Source organism: Cognataquiflexum nitidum (genome assembly GCF_022538055.1).
Classification (GTDB): domain Bacteria; phylum Bacteroidota; class Bacteroidia; order Cytophagales; family Cyclobacteriaceae; genus Cognataquiflexum; species Cognataquiflexum nitidum.
Window position 1 is genome coordinate 43,869 of record NZ_JAKZAM010000011.1, and the last position, 17,098, is coordinate 60,966.

Annotated in this window: 19 protein-coding genes; 8 read left to right on the forward strand and 11 right to left on the reverse strand. The window is 42.0% G+C overall.

Going from position 1 to position 17,098, the window contains the following annotated elements:
• Nucleotides 1-21: 21 nt before the first annotated feature.
• The 7 genes from panB to MMU07_RS09305 form a co-directional block, all read right to left on the reverse strand.
• Entirely contained in the window at nt 22-843 is an 822-nt protein-coding gene (panB, locus tag MMU07_RS09275) for a 3-methyl-2-oxobutanoate hydroxymethyltransferase (protein ID WP_113923433.1), read from the reverse strand.
• A 6-nt stretch (nt 844-849) separates the two neighbouring features.
• Nucleotides 850-1,353 (reverse strand): phosphoribosyltransferase family protein, encoded by a 504-nt coding sequence (locus MMU07_RS09280; protein WP_241125589.1) that lies wholly within the window; start codon nt 1,351-1,353, stop codon nt 850-852.
• A 79-nt stretch (nt 1,354-1,432) separates the two neighbouring features.
• Complete coding sequence (rsgA, locus tag MMU07_RS09285; RefSeq protein ID WP_241125590.1) at nt 1,433-2,356, reverse strand: ribosome small subunit-dependent GTPase A; 924 nt, start codon at nt 2,354-2,356, stop codon at nt 1,433-1,435.
• Entirely contained in the window at nt 2,353-3,600 is a 1,248-nt protein-coding gene (locus MMU07_RS09290; protein WP_241125591.1) for a 3-deoxy-D-manno-octulosonic acid transferase, read from the reverse strand. The genes rsgA and MMU07_RS09290 overlap by 4 nt, the downstream gene beginning before the upstream one ends.
• Nucleotides 3,601-3,843: 243 nt before the next feature.
• Nucleotides 3,844-5,184, reverse strand: a complete 1,341-nt coding sequence (gene creD / locus MMU07_RS09295) for a cell envelope integrity protein CreD (protein ID WP_241125592.1) — start codon at nt 5,182-5,184, stop codon at nt 3,844-3,846.
• A gap of 48 nt (nt 5,185-5,232) precedes the next feature.
• Entirely contained in the window at nt 5,233-5,523 is a 291-nt protein-coding gene (locus MMU07_RS09300) for a winged helix-turn-helix domain-containing protein (RefSeq protein WP_241125593.1), read from the reverse strand.
• On the reverse strand, nt 5,520-6,137 hold the full coding sequence (locus tag MMU07_RS09305) for a hypothetical protein (RefSeq protein WP_241125594.1): 618 nt from the start codon (nt 6,135-6,137) through the stop codon (nt 5,520-5,522). The genes MMU07_RS09300 and MMU07_RS09305 overlap by 4 nt, the downstream gene beginning before the upstream one ends.
• Nucleotides 6,138-6,717: 580 nt before the next feature.
• On the opposite strand from MMU07_RS09305, the gene MMU07_RS09310 reads away from it, so the two are divergent.
• The gene (locus tag MMU07_RS09310; RefSeq protein ID WP_241125595.1) at nt 6,718-7,203 is read left to right on the forward strand and encodes a low molecular weight protein-tyrosine-phosphatase; all 486 of its coding nucleotides are present in this window, start codon (nt 6,718-6,720) and stop codon (nt 7,201-7,203) included.
• A complete protein-coding gene (locus MMU07_RS09315; protein WP_241125596.1) occupies nt 7,196-8,071 on the forward strand; it encodes a fructosamine kinase family protein in 876 nt (291 codons plus the stop codon). The genes MMU07_RS09310 and MMU07_RS09315 overlap by 8 nt, the downstream gene beginning before the upstream one ends.
• Here MMU07_RS09315 and MMU07_RS09320 read toward each other — a convergent pair.
• A complete protein-coding gene (locus MMU07_RS09320; RefSeq protein ID WP_241125597.1) occupies nt 8,060-9,334 on the reverse strand; it encodes an aspartate kinase in 1,275 nt (424 codons plus the stop codon). The two genes, MMU07_RS09315 and MMU07_RS09320, sit on opposite strands and share 12 nt — an antisense overlap.
• Nucleotides 9,335-9,391: 57 nt before the next feature.
• On the opposite strand from MMU07_RS09320, the gene fbp reads away from it, so the two are divergent.
• The gene (fbp, locus tag MMU07_RS09325; RefSeq protein WP_241125598.1) at nt 9,392-10,432 is read left to right on the forward strand and encodes a class 1 fructose-bisphosphatase; all 1,041 of its coding nucleotides are present in this window, start codon (nt 9,392-9,394) and stop codon (nt 10,430-10,432) included.
• Between the two features lie 7 nt (nt 10,433-10,439).
• Here the strand turns inward: fbp and MMU07_RS09330 are convergent, their stop codons facing one another.
• From MMU07_RS09330 to yihA, 3 genes are all read right to left on the reverse strand, one after another.
• Nucleotides 10,440-10,745: a hypothetical protein gene (locus tag MMU07_RS09330; RefSeq protein ID WP_241125599.1), complete on the reverse strand. Its 306-nt coding sequence runs from the start codon at nt 10,743-10,745 to the stop codon at nt 10,440-10,442.
• An 88-nt stretch (nt 10,746-10,833) separates the two neighbouring features.
• Nucleotides 10,834-11,277: a DUF5606 family protein gene (locus MMU07_RS09335; RefSeq protein WP_241125600.1), complete on the reverse strand. Its 444-nt coding sequence runs from the start codon at nt 11,275-11,277 to the stop codon at nt 10,834-10,836.
• Between the two features lie 329 nt (nt 11,278-11,606).
• Nucleotides 11,607-12,215 (reverse strand): ribosome biogenesis GTP-binding protein YihA/YsxC, encoded by a 609-nt coding sequence (yihA, locus tag MMU07_RS09340; protein ID WP_241125601.1) that lies wholly within the window; start codon nt 12,213-12,215, stop codon nt 11,607-11,609.
• A gap of 511 nt (nt 12,216-12,726) precedes the next feature.
• Between yihA and ubiE the strand changes: the two genes are divergently transcribed.
• The 5 genes from ubiE (at nt 12,727) to MMU07_RS09365 (ending at nt 16,978) form a co-directional block, all read left to right on the forward strand.
• Nucleotides 12,727-13,449, forward strand: a complete 723-nt coding sequence (ubiE, locus tag MMU07_RS09345) for a bifunctional demethylmenaquinone methyltransferase/2-methoxy-6-polyprenyl-1,4-benzoquinol methylase UbiE (protein WP_241125602.1) — start codon at nt 12,727-12,729, stop codon at nt 13,447-13,449.
• On the forward strand, nt 13,398-14,183 hold the full coding sequence (gene porT / locus MMU07_RS09350) for a type IX secretion/gliding motility protein PorT/SprT (RefSeq protein WP_241125603.1): 786 nt from the start codon (nt 13,398-13,400) through the stop codon (nt 14,181-14,183). Before ubiE ends, porT begins: the two co-directional genes overlap by 52 nt.
• Nucleotides 14,184-14,565: 382 nt before the next feature.
• Complete coding sequence (locus MMU07_RS09355; RefSeq protein ID WP_241125604.1) at nt 14,566-15,324, forward strand: SDR family NAD(P)-dependent oxidoreductase; 759 nt, start codon at nt 14,566-14,568, stop codon at nt 15,322-15,324.
• A gap of 12 nt (nt 15,325-15,336) precedes the next feature.
• On the forward strand, nt 15,337-16,089 hold the full coding sequence (locus MMU07_RS09360) for a M15 family metallopeptidase (protein ID WP_241125605.1): 753 nt from the start codon (nt 15,337-15,339) through the stop codon (nt 16,087-16,089).
• 133 nt (nt 16,090-16,222) lie between these two features.
• A complete protein-coding gene (locus tag MMU07_RS09365; RefSeq protein WP_241125606.1) occupies nt 16,223-16,978 on the forward strand; it encodes a ThuA domain-containing protein in 756 nt (251 codons plus the stop codon).
• Nucleotides 16,979-17,098 lie beyond the last annotated feature (120 nt).

A 17,098-nucleotide genomic window follows, 5' to 3' on the forward strand; every position in this document is an offset into this window, starting at 1 on the left:
ATACTCTTCCAAATTTTGGGCTCAATAACTCTCTTCCTTCGTGGGAAAATCTCTTGATTTTACGTCACTGATATAATCTTGTACAGCCTTTGTCATGATAGACTGCAAGTTGGCGTATTGTCTCAAAAACCTTGGCTTGAACTCCTGATTGATACCAAGCATGTCATGGACTACCAAAACCTGTCCATCCACATCCGGTCCTGCACCGATGCCAATGACAGGAATACTGACCGTTTCGGCTACTATTTTGGCCAAAGACGCGGGGATTTTTTCTAAAACAATCGCAAAGCAGCCACAGGCTTCCAGCAACTTGGCATCCTCAATCAACTTATTTGCTTCCTCTTCTTCCTTGGCCCTGACGGTGTATGTCCCAAATTTGTATATCGACTGCGGAGTCAATCCCAAATGTCCCATGACGGGAACTCCGGCACTGAGAATCCTGACAACAGATTCTTTGATTTCGGCCCCGCCCTCCACTTTGATGGCGTGTGCCCCGGATTCCTTCATGATCCTGATGGCGGATCTCAATGCTTCCGAGCTGTTGCCCTGATAAGATCCAAAAGGGATATCCACCACGACAAATGCACGGGAAACTGCCCTTACTACAGAAGTCGCATGATAGATCATCTGATCCAAAGTAATCGGAAGGGTAGTCTCATGTCCGGCCATGACATTGGATGCGGAGTCACCAACCAATATGATGTCTATCCCTGCGCCGTCCACGATACCTGCCATCGAAAAATCATAGGCCGTCAACATGGATATTTTTTCTCCACGGGCCTTCATTTCCTGAAGGATATGGGTGGTGATTCTTTTGATATTGGAGGAATTATGAACAGACATGGAGGATCAATGAAGGTGGACAGTGTGGTTATCAGAAGATAAATCTACGGAAATATGCTCGCTGAGTGTGGTCGCCAATTCCAATCCCGTGTAATCCGGAGATACGGGAAACAGTTTATGGCTTCTGTTGACCAGGACAGCGACTTCTATTTTTTTGATCGAAGATTGGAGAAAAGGCAACAAGGCGTAGACCAATGTTTTGCCGGTGTTGAGGACATCATCCACGACCACCACACATTTATTGGACAGGTCTACTTTTTCAGAAAGCAATACATCTCCCCTGTTTACATCCGATTTGTCCAGGATGATTTCAAGCACAGTCACCTCCAAAGGAGATATTTCTTTCAGTGCTCCGGCAAGGGATTCAGCCAACTGATGGCCCATTCCTGTAATCCCGGCAAAGACAATACTGGATTCGGAAGCATTGCGCTCATAGATTTCATAAGCCATGCGGGTGATTTTCTGACTGATCTGACGGTGGTTCAGTACCAAAGTCTTGCTCTTGTTCATGGGGTTGTCATTGAAAAACGAAAATTAAAGCAATTGGCGGTGGTTTCAAAGCTTCTGACTTCAAACTTCTAACCTCCATCTATCGGTGGTCATCCTCTTCATTCAGTATATTGACATAGCTGTCATAGCGGTAAGGATGGATAAATCCTTCTTCGAGTTTTTGAAGGACCACACATCCCGGTTCGTTGAGGTGCTGACAGTTGTTGTACCGGCACTGACCGAGGTACTTCCTAAACTCCGGAAAATAGTGGGACAATTCAAATTCATCAATGTCCAAAATCCCAAATTCCTTGATCCCGGGAGTATCGATCAGGTAGCCTCCACCTTCGATTTCAAACATTTCGGCAAAGGTGGTTGTGTGTACTCCTTTGGCACTGAATCTTGAAATCTCTTTGGTAGCCTGTACTGCCTCAGGGACAATTTTATTGAGCAAAGTAGATTTGCCCACACCGGAGTGGCCGGAGAGCAAGGTCGTTTTTCCCTTAAGCAACGGCAGGAATTGTTCCTGCAATACAGTACTGTTCAAAGCCGAAATCTCATATACCGGATAACCCAAGGGCACATAAATGTCCTTGATGTCCTGCAGGTATTCCATGTCTTTGTCCTTGTAAGTAATATCCATTTTATTGACCAAAATGGAAGTAGGAATCCTGAAACTCTCAGTGCTGACCAAAAACCGGTCTATAAATCCCAACGAAGTCCTCGGATTCTTCAGTGTGATGATTAGGAAAGCCTGGTCAATATTGGAAGCGATGATATGTGAAAAATGGTTTTTTCGGGTGGATTTACGGATAATGTAATTTTCCCGGGGAAGGATGTCTGTGATGACAGAGGAAGGTTGGTCGGCTTCCTGCTCAAGGAGAACATAATCACCGACTGAAATAGGATTGGTCAACTTGAGGTCATCCTGCTTGAATTTGCCACGGAGCCGCGCATTAAAGAGACCTTTTTCAGTTTTGACCGTGTACCAGCTTCCCGTGGATTTGAGGATCCTTCCTTTCATGCGTGGTTGATTTTGGTGATGATGGTATCCATGATTTTTTTGGCGCTGCCGACATTGTCGCTAACAAGTTTTTCGGCAGCTTGGCAAGCTTGAAGGTAGTGGCTTTGGTCCGACAAATACAGGATTGTCTTCTCTATTTGTTTTGTGTTTGATACCGAAAACCCGCAACCGTACCCCTGACTGATGCCGGCCTCGGGAAATTTCCCTTCCTTTTTGAGTTCGCCAAAAATCACCGGAATCCTGTAAGCAATGGCTTCCAGGATATTGTGCAGCCCTTTCCCAAAAGCGCCGCCGACATAGGCTATATGCGCAAATTGGTACAGAGAAGACAACATGCCGATATTGTCTATAAACAACACATCGGCATTTTTCTGACCCGAAATTTCAGAGTATTTCAGCGATGGCCTATCGATCTTGGATTTCCATTCTGCCAAAGTTTCAAGGTTGATATCGTGGGGTGCGACAATGAAAAAATACTCCGGATGGGCATTGATGAAAGGAATCAGGACTTTCATGTCCTCCTCCCAAGCTGAACCAACCACCATTGTTTTCCTGCCTTTGACAAGAGATTGTATTTCTGGAAAGGACTTTGGTGCCTCCGCTATCGACTTTACCCTATCGTATCTGGTATCACCCGCGACACTCACCTGATGGAAGTCCAACCCTTCGATCAGGATTTTGGTTTGGGTATTTTGGGTAAAAATATGATCAAATGAGGTCAGTATTTTTTTAAAGAATGTCCCATAGCCCTTGAAGTAAATCTGGTCTTCCCGCATAGATGCCGAGAAAAGAAACAGCGGGATGTGTCTTTCTTTTGCTTCCAAGATGTGGTTTGCCCAAAGGTCGTATTTGACGAAGAAGCCGATTTTTGGATCCAAAATTCCCAAAAAATTCTTGGCATTCGTGGCCGTATCAAAAGGAAGGTAAGTGATGAAGTCCACATTTTCCTGGGGCTTCCTATTGGCTATTTCATAACCCGAAGGACTGAAAAAACTGACTACGACTCCATATTCAGACTTTCGGTGCTTCAATTCGGCAATGACAGGTTTTGCCTGTTCATACTCTCCGAGCGAAGCCACATGAAACCAGGCAATGGGCTTAGAAAATCCCGACTTGAATGCTGTCAATCTTTCGAAAAGGTCCTTTCTGCCATCCACCAGTTTTTCAAGCTTGGCATTGCTTCCTTTGGAGATTCCCGCCAGTTTTGAAAATGTCCTTATCGAAAAATCATACAGTGGTTTCATGTCCCAAAAATAGGGATAAAGATTCAAATCCCCCTCAAAAGGAATTTCACCTAGATAGGGAGATTAGGGAATGAATCGGGGTTTTATTATCAATTAATTATCCATTGACGTTTAGATCGGTCGTTGAATAGTGAAAAACTTTTCCAAAGGTAGAACAAAGGCAAGATAATCTCTTAACGTCCAATCCGAACTTTGGAAAAGCTCATCGAATCCTTATTATCTAAAGGACATTAATTGCTAACCTTAGCTTTCTTCTGATTTTCCCAAACTCATTTTGTTCCAATCTATGTTTCTGGTAATGTACATCGTGGCCGCTAGGATGATAAACAAACCGATGCTTCCCATCAAAAGCGCATAATCCTCCATCTGCAGCGTCACAAACAAGAACCCAAAGGAACCTAGAAGCACAGTTGCCAAAATGAGGGTGTATTTTTTTACCCTAAACAAGGACAGAGAATAAAGACAAATGGTACCTACAACAGCAATGGTGGAAATCAGGTAGGCAATATTGAAACTGACCTGTTCCGAAATGGACACCAGAAGGATATAGAAAAGACAAATCGCAAACCCTACCATCGCATATTGGAAAGGGTGGATGTTCTTTTTCCCCAATACTTCTACCAGGAAAAACATCAGAAAAGTCAATCCTATAGTCATGAGGGCATATTTGGCAGATCGGGTGGATTTTTGGTAATCCTCCATAGGTGAAAGCAAATCCACGCCAAAGGATGCTGATTTCAGATTTTCCGCATAGGCATTGTTGGTCCATGATTGGGGATAATTCCTGTTCAATTCCAATACTTTCCATTCTGCCGTAAAACCTTCCTCAGTCAAAATTCTGCCGTTGGGCAGGAATTTTCCATCAAATTTTGGAGCGGTCCAGGAAGATTGGATTTTGACATCTGTCGTCTTTCCAGTCGGGATAAATGAAAGGTTTTTACTCCCTTTGAGCTTGAGTTGAATGGTAAAGGGGATGGATTCGCCGGCTTTGAATTCATGGTTTGGCATCGAAATACTGAATCCTGAAGGAATTACTTTAAAAATTCCAGTGCCTGGATTGACCTGCTTTTTTTCGCCATTGACAGTAAACTGTACTTCTTCTTCAATTCCCCTGAGGTCAGTCACACCAAAAGAAACCTTGGCTTCCCCATGGTTGAATCCCACAAAATCCTTCTTGTCAAAATCATCCAACACCATGAAACTACCCTTGACAGCAAGATCGGATCTATAGACAACTCCTTTAAAAATCCCTCTTTTGAGGATTTCAGGAAGTACTTTCCCTTCAATGCGCAGGTCTTGGGGAAGAATATGGTAATCCTCTGTAATCCGGGTTATTTTTCCGTCTTTTTCTGTTTCATAGATTATGGGAATAGAAAGGATCGGGCCGACGATTTCTTGTGATTCGGCCCATTTGGAACCGATTTCTTTGATGGCCTCGTCATTGAGAAAGGCGCGTTCGTCGATGACGGATTGGATCAGTGCTGTAGGGATCAGGAGTAGCAAACCAAGAAATGCGATTACGACCAACTTGAGCGTGACAGAATACTTGAGTGAGAGCAGGGGTTTTAGGGATGAGTTTTCCATGGTTGGTTTGAAAGTACTTTGAATTACAAAGTGAGTGGATAAATTTTTTTACTTTAACAGGTTTTCTATTGCTTTGAGGTGTTTGATAAATGCTTCTTTTCCGGACTCTGTGACCATGTATTTGGTATTTGGTTTTCGGTCCACAAATTCTTTTGTGTAGGTGATATATCCTTCTTTTTCCAAAGTTTTGAGGTGGCTTGCAAGGTTGCCGTCGGTGGCATCGAGGATTTCTTTTAGGGCATTGAAATCCAGAAAATCATTGACCAGCAAAGCTGACATGATTCCCAACCTGAGCTTGTTTTCAAAAGCTTTGTCCAAATCCTTGAGTATGTCTTTCACGATCCGTAGCGGTAGTGCATGATGATGCCGTACACAATATGCAACAAGCCAAAACCGATTGCCCAAAACAAAAGTCCAAATCCGATAAAGTAGGCCGAAAGCAAACCGAGCGCAATTTCGATAATGCCGAGACTCCTAATTTCTTCATGGGTATATTTGGAAGCATTGACCAATGCAAGACCGTAAAAAATGAGTGTCAGCGGGGCAATGATCCCAATAAATCCACGTGAAAGGGAAATAAGACTGAGTAAGCCCCCGGTGACCAAAGGGATGGATAAGTTGATCAGCAACCTTTTGGCTTGTGAATTCCAGACTTTTTGGTTGGCCTTTTTTGCTTTCTTGGCAGTGAAAAATACACCTGCGCCGATCGCCAGAACAAGAATCACTATACCTAGTCCAATTATTGAAGCAATGGATTCAGAACTGATTGTCACTACCTGATATCCATAAAAATCACTTTCTGTGTAAATATTCCGGTAAGCATACCAAGCTCCTGCAAGTGCAATGATCCCGGCAGCGACTCCTGACAAACCACTGAGCGAAATAAACTTGGAAGACCTGTCCATGATCTCTTTGATCTGTCGGAGGTCTTGGATATATTTTTCTTTTTCCATTTAAAAGTACTTTGCAATTCAAAGTAAAAAAATTTTAAAATAGAAACAAAGGGTTTTAATTAGAAATGCTTTAAAATTTTTTTTCTTGGGTTTTCCCATTGTTCGCCCTTAATCGATTCCAAATTTCTCCAAATAATTTCATTTAGATAAGTAAGTATATTTTTGGGGCATTATTGTTATCTAAAATCCAAATTGTGTCAATTAACAGGTGGCCAAGGCTAGAATTAACCGTCATTATGATCCTTCAGATATCAAGGAAATTATAAAAAATTCAATTTTTAAAAAGGAATAGGGACTCTTGTTAAGTACATCGTAATTTTTGGCATACTTTGAAGAAAAAAATGGAATTTTTTTTCAGAATTTTGTTCTGCATTTCATATCATATCATAAAATCTTCGCATTTTTATTAGGAAATATTACTATTTTAAAATGACTTTTGTAAAAAAGGTGAATCAAACAGAATAAAATTTTGAAAATTTTTAATGAAAAGTTCGACAGAAATTATTTGATGTGATGACATCAATAAAAATTTTATAACTTGTAATTCTCTTTCACCTCGAAATTGTATAAGCCCTTTAGTATGGTCAAAGTCTTGTTTATTTGTTTAGGAAATATATGTAGATCTCCCCTTGCGGAAGGTATTTTTAACCATAAGATAAAACAACAGGGACTTGAGGGGAAATTTACCAGTGACAGCTGTGGAACTTCGGATTATCACATAGGAGAATTGCCTGATGAAAGAACCCTTGCTTGTGCCCAAAATCACGAAATTCCGATTTCCCACCGTGCCCGGCAGCTCAACCGTGTAGATATTCGCGAGTTTGATTACCTCGTAGCGATGGATATGTCCAATAAAAGGAATATTCAAAATGTCATGACGAGGCACAATATCAAACATGACCAATTGTTTTTGCTGAGGGAATTTCATCCCAATCCTGACCATATTGAAGTCCCCGATCCTTATTATGGCGGCGAGGAAGGCTTTGAGCAGGTTTACAAAATAATCGACGAATCACTTGATCATTTTTTGGAGCGACTCAAAGTAGAGCATAACCTGTATGTTTGAGTCAAATGGGGTTTTTGAAAGAATTCTTTTTTTAAGCTTTGGACCCTCGGTGAAATTGAAACAGGCAAGACTAATCGCGGCAGGCAATATCAATCAAGGCGTATTTTTGGAGACCTCCGGTGGCCAGTTTTTTTTGAAAACCAATTTTGAGGAATCGGAAGATATTTTCGAAAAAGAAGCTGATGGCCTGAGTATGATGCGGGCCCATTGCCCTTTAAAAATCCCGGAGGTTTATAATTTTGGTCGGGATGAATCCTACAATTTCATTTTGATGGAATGGATTGATGCTGAGAAATCAACTTCCGGTTATTGGCAGGAACTTGGTCTCGGTTTGGCACAGATGCATATGGCCACCCAAAATGATTTTGGATATAAATCTTCCAATTACATTGCTTCCATCCCGCAACAAAACCAACCCAATCCTTCTTGGCCTGACTTTTTTATCCAATCCAGATTGGATACGCTTATCGGGAGGGCATACTATGAAAGCTTGGTTGATTTGGATTTTTTGAAAAAATTCCAAAAGATTTATCCTTTGTTGGAAGATTTCTTCCCAAAAGAAAAACCTTCCCTGCTACATGGCGACCTTTGGTCGGGGAATATCATGCGGGGAAAAAACAGCATTCCGGTCTTGATCGATCCGGCTGTATATTTCGGTCATAGGGAAGTAGACCTCGCTTTTTCAAGGATGTTTGGACCTTTTGAGGAGGAGTTTTATGAAGCCTACGACAGTTTCTTTCCTTTGGAACCGGGATTTAAAGAGCGTGTCCCTGTGTACAACCTGTACCCGCTTTTGGTACACCTGCTACTTTTTGGCAAAAGTTATTTGCCTGGAATAGAAAAAACCGTCAGCAAATTACTCAGCTAGTGGCTTGATTACAATCTGAAAGGTCGTCCGCGTGACCTGTTCCAAAAGCACCTCTTTGCCCGACATCAATTCTTCCATAATTTTACGGTTGTGGTTTTTGACGGTGACGAGTTGCAGGGATTCATTGTATCTGATATCAAAATCCTTTGCCAAAGCAGCAATCAGTTTCTCCATTTTAAAAAGCTGTTTGTCAATTACAATCGAAATACTGATAGCGGAAGTTTGCAAAAGATTGACCCTCAGTTTGAGTTTTTCGATTTCAGTATATACCTGATGGATATGGGATTCATTGATAAAGGTAAAATCCGTCACCCGGAAACTGACCAAAACCTGTGTATCCTTCACTACGATGCAGGGAACGGTATTCGGCTTGTCCACATGGTGGATTTGCGTTCCGGTTCCATCAGGATTCAAAAATGACTTGACAAAAAGCGGAATGGAAAGGTTGGCCAAAGGCTTGATGGTCTTGGGATGGATGACCGACGCACCATAATAAGTCAACTCGGCGGCTTCCCTGTAATCCAACTCCTCAAATTTTACTGTATCGGGAAATCGCTTCGGGTCGGCATTGAGCACACCTTCCACATCTTTCCAAATGGTGACCGACTGTGAACGCAGGCTATGTGCCAAAATAGCTGCGGTAAAATCCGAACCTTCCCTTCCAAGCGTGGTGGTTTTTCCTTTATCGTCCGAACCTATAAATCCCTGCGTGATGACAGGAAACCGCTCCAACTTTGCCATCAGGTGTTTTTGGCATTGGGTGGCGGTTTTTTCCCATTTGACTTTGGCAAACCGATAATCACTGTCAGTGGAAATGATTTCCCGCGCATCTTGCCAAAGGCAAAAAATCCCTTCGGCACATAGGTATTCCTGTACAATCCTTGAGGAAATCAGCTCCCCGAATGAAACTACCTGATCGTAATATTCATCATAATTTTCTTTGCTCAGGGGTTTTTCCAAGGTCCTGTCAAGTTGGGAGAAAAAGTTTTCGATAGCAGGAAAGATCAGGTTTTCTGGTAGGAAAAGTTCCCGGCAGATTTCAAGATGGTAGTTTTTTAATTTTGCACTTTTCTCATAGAATGGTTTGTCCTCTAATTTCAAATTCAAAAGTTCTTCCAGGGCATTGGTGGTTTTTCCCATGGCAGATACAACTACCACTGTATGATTTCGCAATCGATTGAACAAAATTTCACGCAAGTTTTTGATAGAATTGGCATCTTTCACAGAAGCCCCGCCAAATTTGAATACAAATGTTTTTGACATAAAAATTAATTTGTAATTTTAAGTATATAAACCCAATAATTGTATTTTTCTTATACTATGAAAATCAAACATTACAGCCCCTCTGACTCTTCTTTGGCATATTCTGTCGGCACCACTTTGGACCGTTTTATCAAAATGAAACAAGAGGAATTTTCCTTTGCCTCGGGTGAATTGTCCCAGCTGCTGAGAGATATTGCCCTTGCAGCCAAGATTGTAAACCGCGAAACCAATCGAGCCGGTCTGGCAAATATCGGTGGTGCATTTGGACAAACCAATGTGCAGGGTGAAGAACAGCAAAAACTCGATGTCATCGCCAATATCCGCTTTACCCGAGCGCTGACCAAAGGCGGAGAAGTCTGCGCCGTCGTGTCTGAAGAAGACGATGAAGTCATCGACTTGCAAAACGGCTCCGGCAAATATGTTGTCGCGATTGACCCTTTGGACGGTTCTTCCAATATCGATGTGAATATCTCGATCGGGACGATTTTTTCCATCTACAGAAGAGTGACTCCTATCGGAAGTCCCATCCAACCCGAGGACATCATGCAGCCCGGCAACCAACAGGTGGCGGCAGGGTATGTACTCTATGGTTCTTCGACTATGTTGGTTTATACGACCGAGCATGGCGTCAACGGCTTTACCTATGAACCATCGCTTGGGGAATTTTTCCTTTCGCATCCAAATATGTCTGCCCCAAATAATGGGAATATATACAGCGTGAATGAGGGAAGTTACAACCTTTTTGAACCGGGATTAAAAGCCTATATCGAAAAATGTAAATCCAATGAATACAGCGCCAGGTATATCGGAAGCTTGGTGGCGGACTTTCACCGCAACTTGCTCAAAGGTGGCGTCTACATGTATCCTACAACTGTAAAATCCCCTAAGGGAAAACTCAGGCTACTCTATGAAGCCAATGCTTTGTCTTTTATCGCCGAACAGGCGGGAGGTATGGCAACTGATGGACACGGACGGATTTTGGATATCCAACCCACTTCCTTGCATCAGCGGACGCCTTTGTATATCGGTTCCAAAAAAATGGTGGAGGAAGTAGGGGAGTTTTTGAAAGTTGGGAAAGAAAGTGCTGTAAAGTTTTAAAAAAAATTCAACCTTCCGAATACTTCCTTCTGATTTCGGCTTTCAGGATTTGTCTTGCGACCAAGGCACTCGCAAGGTCGCAAGCCAAAGTTTCTGGATCTGATTTGTGGAGGATGGTTTTCAGTTTTTCTTCACCCAAATCCACCCTGTAGCAGATCTGAAGGAGTTTTTCGAAATCCCGGTCGAGCATGGTTTTGACCAAAGGAGTCAGCAGGGAAACCAAATCCTCCTTGGAAAATGCTCCCGCTATTGCAGGGAGTGCAAAATCCTTTTGGAGGTAATGTGCTGCTTCTGTGATCAAAGGAAGATCCATGGTAATTCAAAGTTTGGTATAAACAAAGAAAGTGGGGAAAGACCCCCACTTTTATTCTAAGATTTGAACCTCAATATTTTGATTAAAATCAAGCTTCAGGCTCAGTTTCTTTGGCTCCTTCTGCGCTCTCTTCCTGATCTTCCAAAACTTCAGGAGCATGTTCGCGAATGATTTTGTACCAAGCAACAAGTTTCTTGATGTCGGATGGATATACTTTTTCCTCGTCAAAATCAGGAAGCACGTGCTTCAAGAAAGCTTTGAGTTCGTCGGCATCCGCATCCGCATCCAATCCCACATCGCCTTTAAATTCCTTTTCGATACTCTTGAGGATATTTTCCAAAGGGGTAGCACCTTCTTCAGTCATGGTGTACATGGAAATTTCGGCAAGGACAGACACCCTGTGGTTAGCACCTGCTATGAGTTTGCCTTTTTTCTCGTCCATGGATTCTAGGATCACACCTCCACGTGAAGGCTTCAGGATTTTATAGAGACCCGGTTTGCCGGAGATAGTAGCGATTTCGTTGAATTTCATTTTCTGCTTTGATTTAAAGGCTGCAAATATAGGAAGATATGATTATCAGCAATAATTAGGCAATAATTTATAAGGATTGAGTTTGTTCTTTCTATGTAGGACTTCAGCATGTTTGATATTTATGGATATTGGATATTGATTGATATGATTTCCGATTCAGAAGTGGGCTTTAGAACTTGAAGTGCCGCTTGATATTCTTTGACTCCTTTGGTATTTATTTCATATGACGAAAAACCATCAGTGATTTTAATCTTTAATTTTCTGTAAACGATTGCTTCGGACTCAATATCCCAATGTCAAATATCAATAAATATCCGTTTTCTGATTAATCACTTTTTACCTTGATAATACTCCATCACTTCACCTTCGATAAAAGAGACCAAATCCTCGCGGCCTTCTTTCTTTTCGGCGGAAGTGATAAAATATTGGGGTTCTTCACCAAAGATTTCGATGGCTTTGTCCAAGAACACACGGGCGTTGGCAGTGGACTTTTCGATTCCTTTTTTATCTGCTTTGGTAAAAACAAGTACAAAAGGAATCCCGTTTTCCCCACACCATGTGATGAATTCAAGATCTATTTTCTGAGGATCAAGCCTACTGTCGATAAGCACAAAAATGGCCGCAAGGTTTTCCCTTTTGGTAAGGTAATTCCGAATCATTTTCTCCCAAGTTGCTTTCATGGCTTTGCTCGCTACGGCAAATCCATATCCCGGCAAATCGACAATATACCATTTGTCGTCTATATGAAAGTGGTTGATCAGCTGGGTTTTTCCGGGTTTTTGGGAGGTTTTTGCCAAACCTTTGTGGTTGGTGAGCATATTGATCAAAGAGCTCTTGCCTACATTGGAGCGTCCGATAAAGGCAAACTCGGGTTTATCCGGCGGTGGGCATTTGGTGTAATCAGAGTTGCTGGTTAGAAAGACCGCTTTTTTGATCATGGCGAAATTGTTTGCCACAAATGTAAGCCATTTGGGTTAAAAATAGTCAAGACACCCACAAGAGCCATGATTGGGGAGATTTTCAAATCCCTGTCAAGATCATTTTAAGTTTTTAAATTGGCGTTAACAGAAAAAGGCATGAGGGTTATTCCTCCGTCATTCTTAGTCCCCAACATTTAAAAAAATGTTCAGAAAAGGAATGACGGTTGGTCTTGCGTCATCTTGAATCCGAGGTACGAGGATGAAAGATCTCAGAAAAAAGAGACCCTTCGCTTCACTCAGGGTGACGACCAAGAGATTCACGTTATTGGTAACCGTAGCCTGCGAAGGTGAAGAATCTCAATTAACTAAGACCCTTCGCTTCACTCAGGGTGATGCCCCGCGAAATCTGTCTTTGGTAATCCAAATGAAATTAAAATCCTTTGAAGGAATTGAAAAGGCATTAATTTCCAACAATTTTCGATTGCTCGGGTTTCCTTAGTAATATTGCAGCACATTTTGAAACACGTACATGTCAGTAGTTCCATATAAAGACAAGCAGGAAGGCAAAAAAGAACAGGTTGCCGAAATGTTCAACAACATCAGCAAGAAATATGATTTTTTGAATCACCTGCTGAGCTTGGGTATAGATATCATCTGGAGAAAAAAAGCCATCAAACTATTAAAGAGGGACCAGCCAAAACTGATTTTGGACATTGCCACTGGCACAGGGGACTTTGCCATAGAGGCTTTGGCGCTTAATCCCGATAAAGTAATCGGTGTGGATATTTCTGCAGGGATGCTTGAAGAAGGCAAGAAGAAAATGAAGAAAAGAAAGCTCGACCATATCATCGACCTGCAGATGGGAGATTCGGAGAAGTTACTTTTCGAAGATAATAAGTTTGATGCTGTCATCGTTTCATTTGGAGTCAGGAACTTTGAAAACCTCGAAAAAGGGCTATCAGACATGTACAGGGTTTTGAAGCCGGGAGGAAAGACGGTGATCGTGGAATTTTCCAAACCCAAAAAATTTCCCATGAAGCAAGGATATAACTTTTATTTCAAATATATTTTGCCTCAGATTGGAAAATTGGTGTCCAAAGACAACTCGGCCTATACTTATTTGCCGGAGTCAGTACAAGCCTTTCCTGACGGAGATAATTTCCTTTCAGTATTGAAAAAAGTCGGATTTAAACAAACAAAATGCAAACCGCTCACTTTCGGAATCAGCTCAATTTATATCGGAGAAAAATAACGCTCTCCATTTTTGGTGCACTTTTTCTGATTGCGGAAGCCAGTGGTCAATCCCGGTTTAACGAAATCAGCAAAGCTGGTCAGGATGAAAACTTCATATCCTACGGGTTTTTCCTTGCTGGACATTCAAATACCTGGAGGATGAAGTATTCCGATGCTTTTCTGGATCCTACCAATACTGACCTGAGGAGAATCCAAAGTATTGTTCCGGTGTATTCTGCAGGTTTTTCATTGGGTTTTTTGGTGACTGTCAGGTTGCACGATCAGCTTAATTTACTTTTCACCCCAAAGGTTGGCTTTTACGAGTTTAGGACAGATGTTAATTTTTTTGAACCCAACACAGGAAACAGTAACTCAATCAATGAAATCACATTCAGAAGGGATACTTATATTAATGAAGCCACAATGGTGGAATTTCCCCTGATCTTCAAGTACAAAGCCCAACGCTTCAATAATACGAGGATGTTTTTTACAGGTGGAGGATCGGCCATGTTTCGTACCAAAGACCAGGAAGAAGCAAACATCGAAGATTTGGTCACCTCCGGGAGGGATTTTACTGTAGATTTTGGAATGGGTTTCGACTTGTATTTCAAATTTTTCAAATTTTCTCCTGAAGTCCGTTTTTCCCATGGTTTGTTGGATGTCTATAGACCGGAAGAGTCCAATCCTGCATTCAGAGACGCCATTTCCCAAATCAGAAGGAAATCGATCACCCTTTATCTGAATTTTCAATAGTTTTTTTGACCATAGTCGACAGGCCATGGCCGCTTCATTTGATATTCAATCCGGGCTTTAAATGGGTAGGGGTCAAAAAGTAAGTATACATTTTCAAAGCCAAGTTTTTAAATAATCCCATTAGTTGTCAATTTTTTATTTTAAGAAATCATCGGTAATCTGACATCGGTCTTTTTACCTCTTACATTTAACTTTTCAACCCTTACCTTTGAATACTGCCCACTGAACTCCACCTCTAACCATTTACATTCAAAACCTCCGACAACTGCGAACTGAAAAACTTCCCCCTGAAAAACTTCCCACAAAACCCTAACCAAGTCCATTTTTTTCCTTTCATAGATTCCTTATTTTATTCCATGTCAATAATTTTTAGATTCAGGCTATGGAAAGGAAAATTGCGTGCATTACCGGTGCTACTTCAGGAATAGGAAAAGCCACAGCCATTGCCTTGGCGGGACTTGGCTATGCCATCATCGCAACGGGAAGGCGTAAAGAACGCTTGGAAGATCTTGCCAACGAACTACCGTCAGGTACAGATTTATTGACACTTTGCTTTGATGTAAGGGAAAAGGAAGCAGCCCAAAAGACTTTGGGCAACCTTCCAAAAGAATGGCAGGATATAGATATTCTGGTGAACAATGCCGGGAATGCCCATGGACTTGATCCTATCCAAAGCGGTAGTCTCGAAGATTGGGATGCCATGATGGACATCAATGTAAAGGGATTGTTGTATGTTTCGAAAATAATCATGCCAGGTATGATTGCCAGAAAATCCGGCATAATCGTCAATATCGGTTCCATAGCAGGGAAAGAAGTCTATCCAAACGGCAATGTCTACTGTGCTTCCAAGCATGCTGTGGATGCCATTACCCAAGGAATGCGTATGGACTTGAACCCATTTGGGATCAAAGTGATAGGCATTCATCCCGGCTTGGTGGAGACAGAGTTTTCAATGGTCAGATTCAAAGGAGATGCTGAGCGCTCCAAAAAAGTTTATCAGGGATTCCAGCCCTTGACTCCGGAAGATATCGCCGAGACAATTGCCTTTGCAGTCAGTAGGCCCGCACATGTGGTTTTGGCTGATATTGTGATGCTTCCTACAGCCCAGGCCTCAGCCACTGTCATCAACAAAAAACTTTAAAATAAATCTTCATTGAAATATCTATCCAACATATTCTTCCTACTAATTTTACTCGGTTGCGAGTCCAAGATCAATGAACAAACTTCCAACGGGGTGGAAATCGATGACTTGGTTTCTATCGGAGACGAACAGTTTAAGATCAAATATGAGGTCAGTGAATTGGAACAGAAAATCATCGATGCCGGCTTGGTGGATGTGGAGGTTGTGATTCCGGGGATTTTTGTGGATTTGAAATATTCAACGACTGATAATTTCTTTGGGAAAGATGTATATGGTGATTTGACGAGATGCTATGTGCAGCCTGAAGTCGCCGAAATGCTCAAAAAAGCCCATGAAAAACTGAAAGAATTACACCCTGATTTGACGTTTTTGGTTTTTGATGGCGTCCGGCCCCAAAGCGTGCAACAGATACTTTGGGATGAGTTGGACAAACCCGATAGCGTCAAACCACTTTATGTAGCCGACCCTAAAGTCGGTGGTCTGCACAATTTTGGAGTGGCTGTGGACTTGACTTTGGCATTTCAAGAAAATGGGAAAGCCTTGGACATGGGGACGCCTTTTGATTTCTTTGGCTACCCTGCTTATCCTGACAGGGAAGCCCAGATGCTGTTGGAAGGGAACATTACCAAAGAACATATCCTCAACAGGGAAATACTAAGAATGGCTATGAAGCATGGAGGATTTACAGGCATCGGCTCCGAATGGTGGCATTTTAATGCATTTTCCAGAAAGGAAGCAGGGGAAAAATATGAGATGGTGAAGTAGAAGTTAGAAAGTTAAAAAATTGAAAGGTTGGAAAGTTGCCATGCCTCCAAAATCTTGTTTCTTGCTTCTCGGCTCTAATCTCTCGCTTCTCAACACTTGATACTAAATACTTGCTACTTGATACTATAAAAACATGAACCTAAAAACCTACCTATCCTCCCTACTGCTCGTCTGCGTCATGATGCTGGGCTTGAGCTTGGAAACATTTGCGCAAAGCAATCCCCAATTCCGTGTCTTGGTTTTCAGCCGGACAAAAGGATTCCGCCACCAATCGATCCCCGATGGTGTTGTCGCGCTGAAAAAACTAGCTAGAGACCAGATATTTGATATTTTCACCACGGAGGATGAAAGCTTCATCACCGACAAAAACCTAGAGCGTTTTGATGTCATCGTCATGATGAGCACCACTGGGACGATTTTCAATGATGAGCAAAAAGCCGTTATCCAACGTTTTGTCCAAGCAGGAAAAGGAATAGTTGGTATCCACAGTGCCACAGATACAGAATACCAATGGCCGTGGTATACGAAGCTTATTGGGGCTCAGTTTTTGAACCATCCGCATCAACAGACTTTGAAACTGAATGTGGTCGACCGTCAACATCCGGCAACTTACCACCTCCCGGAAAAATGGGTTTGGTCAGATGAGATTTATGCTTTCAAAAATTTCAACCCTGACGTAAAAGTCCTGATTACAGCCGACGAAAGAACCTATGATCCCAAAAACGGTATGGGAGAATTTCACCCGATGTCCTGGACCAATGAATATGATGGGGGAAGGATGTTCTACACCGCCATGGGCCATACAGACTGGGCATTTTTAGATGATGACTTCCTCAAGCATATCTATGGGGGAATCTGGTGGGCGGCCAAAGGATTCCCAATAGATTAATACCTTATATTTCATCTCCTTAAAAAAAGGCAGGTTTGGAAAACCTGCCTTTTTTTAATTCATTTTTTGGGAAAATACTTTCTAAAAAAACCACCTGATACCGATCCAATATTTCCACTT

Coding starts and splice junctions, on each gene's coding strand:
- panB (WP_113923433.1), bottom strand. CDS start 843: ATGTCTGTTCATAATTCCTCCAATATCAAAAGAATCACCACCCATATC.
- MMU07_RS09280 (WP_241125589.1), bottom strand. CDS start 1,353: ATGAACAAGAGCAAGACTTTGGTACTGAACCACCGTCAGATCAGTCAG.
- rsgA (WP_241125590.1), bottom strand. CDS start 2,356: ATGAAAGGAAGGATCCTCAAATCCACGGGAAGCTGGTACACGGTCAAA.
- MMU07_RS09290 (WP_241125591.1), bottom strand. CDS start 3,600: ATGAAACCACTGTATGATTTTTCGATAAGGACATTTTCAAAACTGGCG.
- creD (WP_241125592.1), bottom strand. CDS start 5,184: ATGGAAAACTCATCCCTAAAACCCCTGCTCTCACTCAAGTATTCTGTC.
- MMU07_RS09305 (WP_241125594.1), bottom strand. CDS start 6,137: ATGGAAAAAGAAAAATATATCCAAGACCTCCGACAGATCAAAGAGATC.
- MMU07_RS09310 (WP_241125595.1), top strand. CDS start 6,718: ATGGTCAAAGTCTTGTTTATTTGTTTAGGAAATATATGTAGATCTCCC.
- MMU07_RS09315 (WP_241125596.1), top strand. CDS start 7,196: ATGTTTGAGTCAAATGGGGTTTTTGAAAGAATTCTTTTTTTAAGCTTT.
- MMU07_RS09320 (WP_241125597.1), bottom strand. CDS start 9,334: ATGTCAAAAACATTTGTATTCAAATTTGGCGGGGCTTCTGTGAAAGAT.
- fbp (WP_241125598.1), top strand. CDS start 9,392: ATGAAAATCAAACATTACAGCCCCTCTGACTCTTCTTTGGCATATTCT.
- MMU07_RS09330 (WP_241125599.1), bottom strand. CDS start 10,745: ATGGATCTTCCTTTGATCACAGAAGCAGCACATTACCTCCAAAAGGAT.
- MMU07_RS09335 (WP_241125600.1), bottom strand. CDS start 11,277: ATGAAATTCAACGAAATCGCTACTATCTCCGGCAAACCGGGTCTCTAT.
- yihA (WP_241125601.1), bottom strand. CDS start 12,215: ATGATCAAAAAAGCGGTCTTTCTAACCAGCAACTCTGATTACACCAAA.
- ubiE (WP_241125602.1), top strand. CDS start 12,727: ATGTCAGTAGTTCCATATAAAGACAAGCAGGAAGGCAAAAAAGAACAG.
- porT (WP_241125603.1), top strand. CDS start 13,398: ATGCAAACCGCTCACTTTCGGAATCAGCTCAATTTATATCGGAGAAAA.
- MMU07_RS09355 (WP_241125604.1), top strand. CDS start 14,566: ATGGAAAGGAAAATTGCGTGCATTACCGGTGCTACTTCAGGAATAGGA.
- MMU07_RS09365 (WP_241125606.1), top strand. CDS start 16,223: ATGAACCTAAAAACCTACCTATCCTCCCTACTGCTCGTCTGCGTCATG.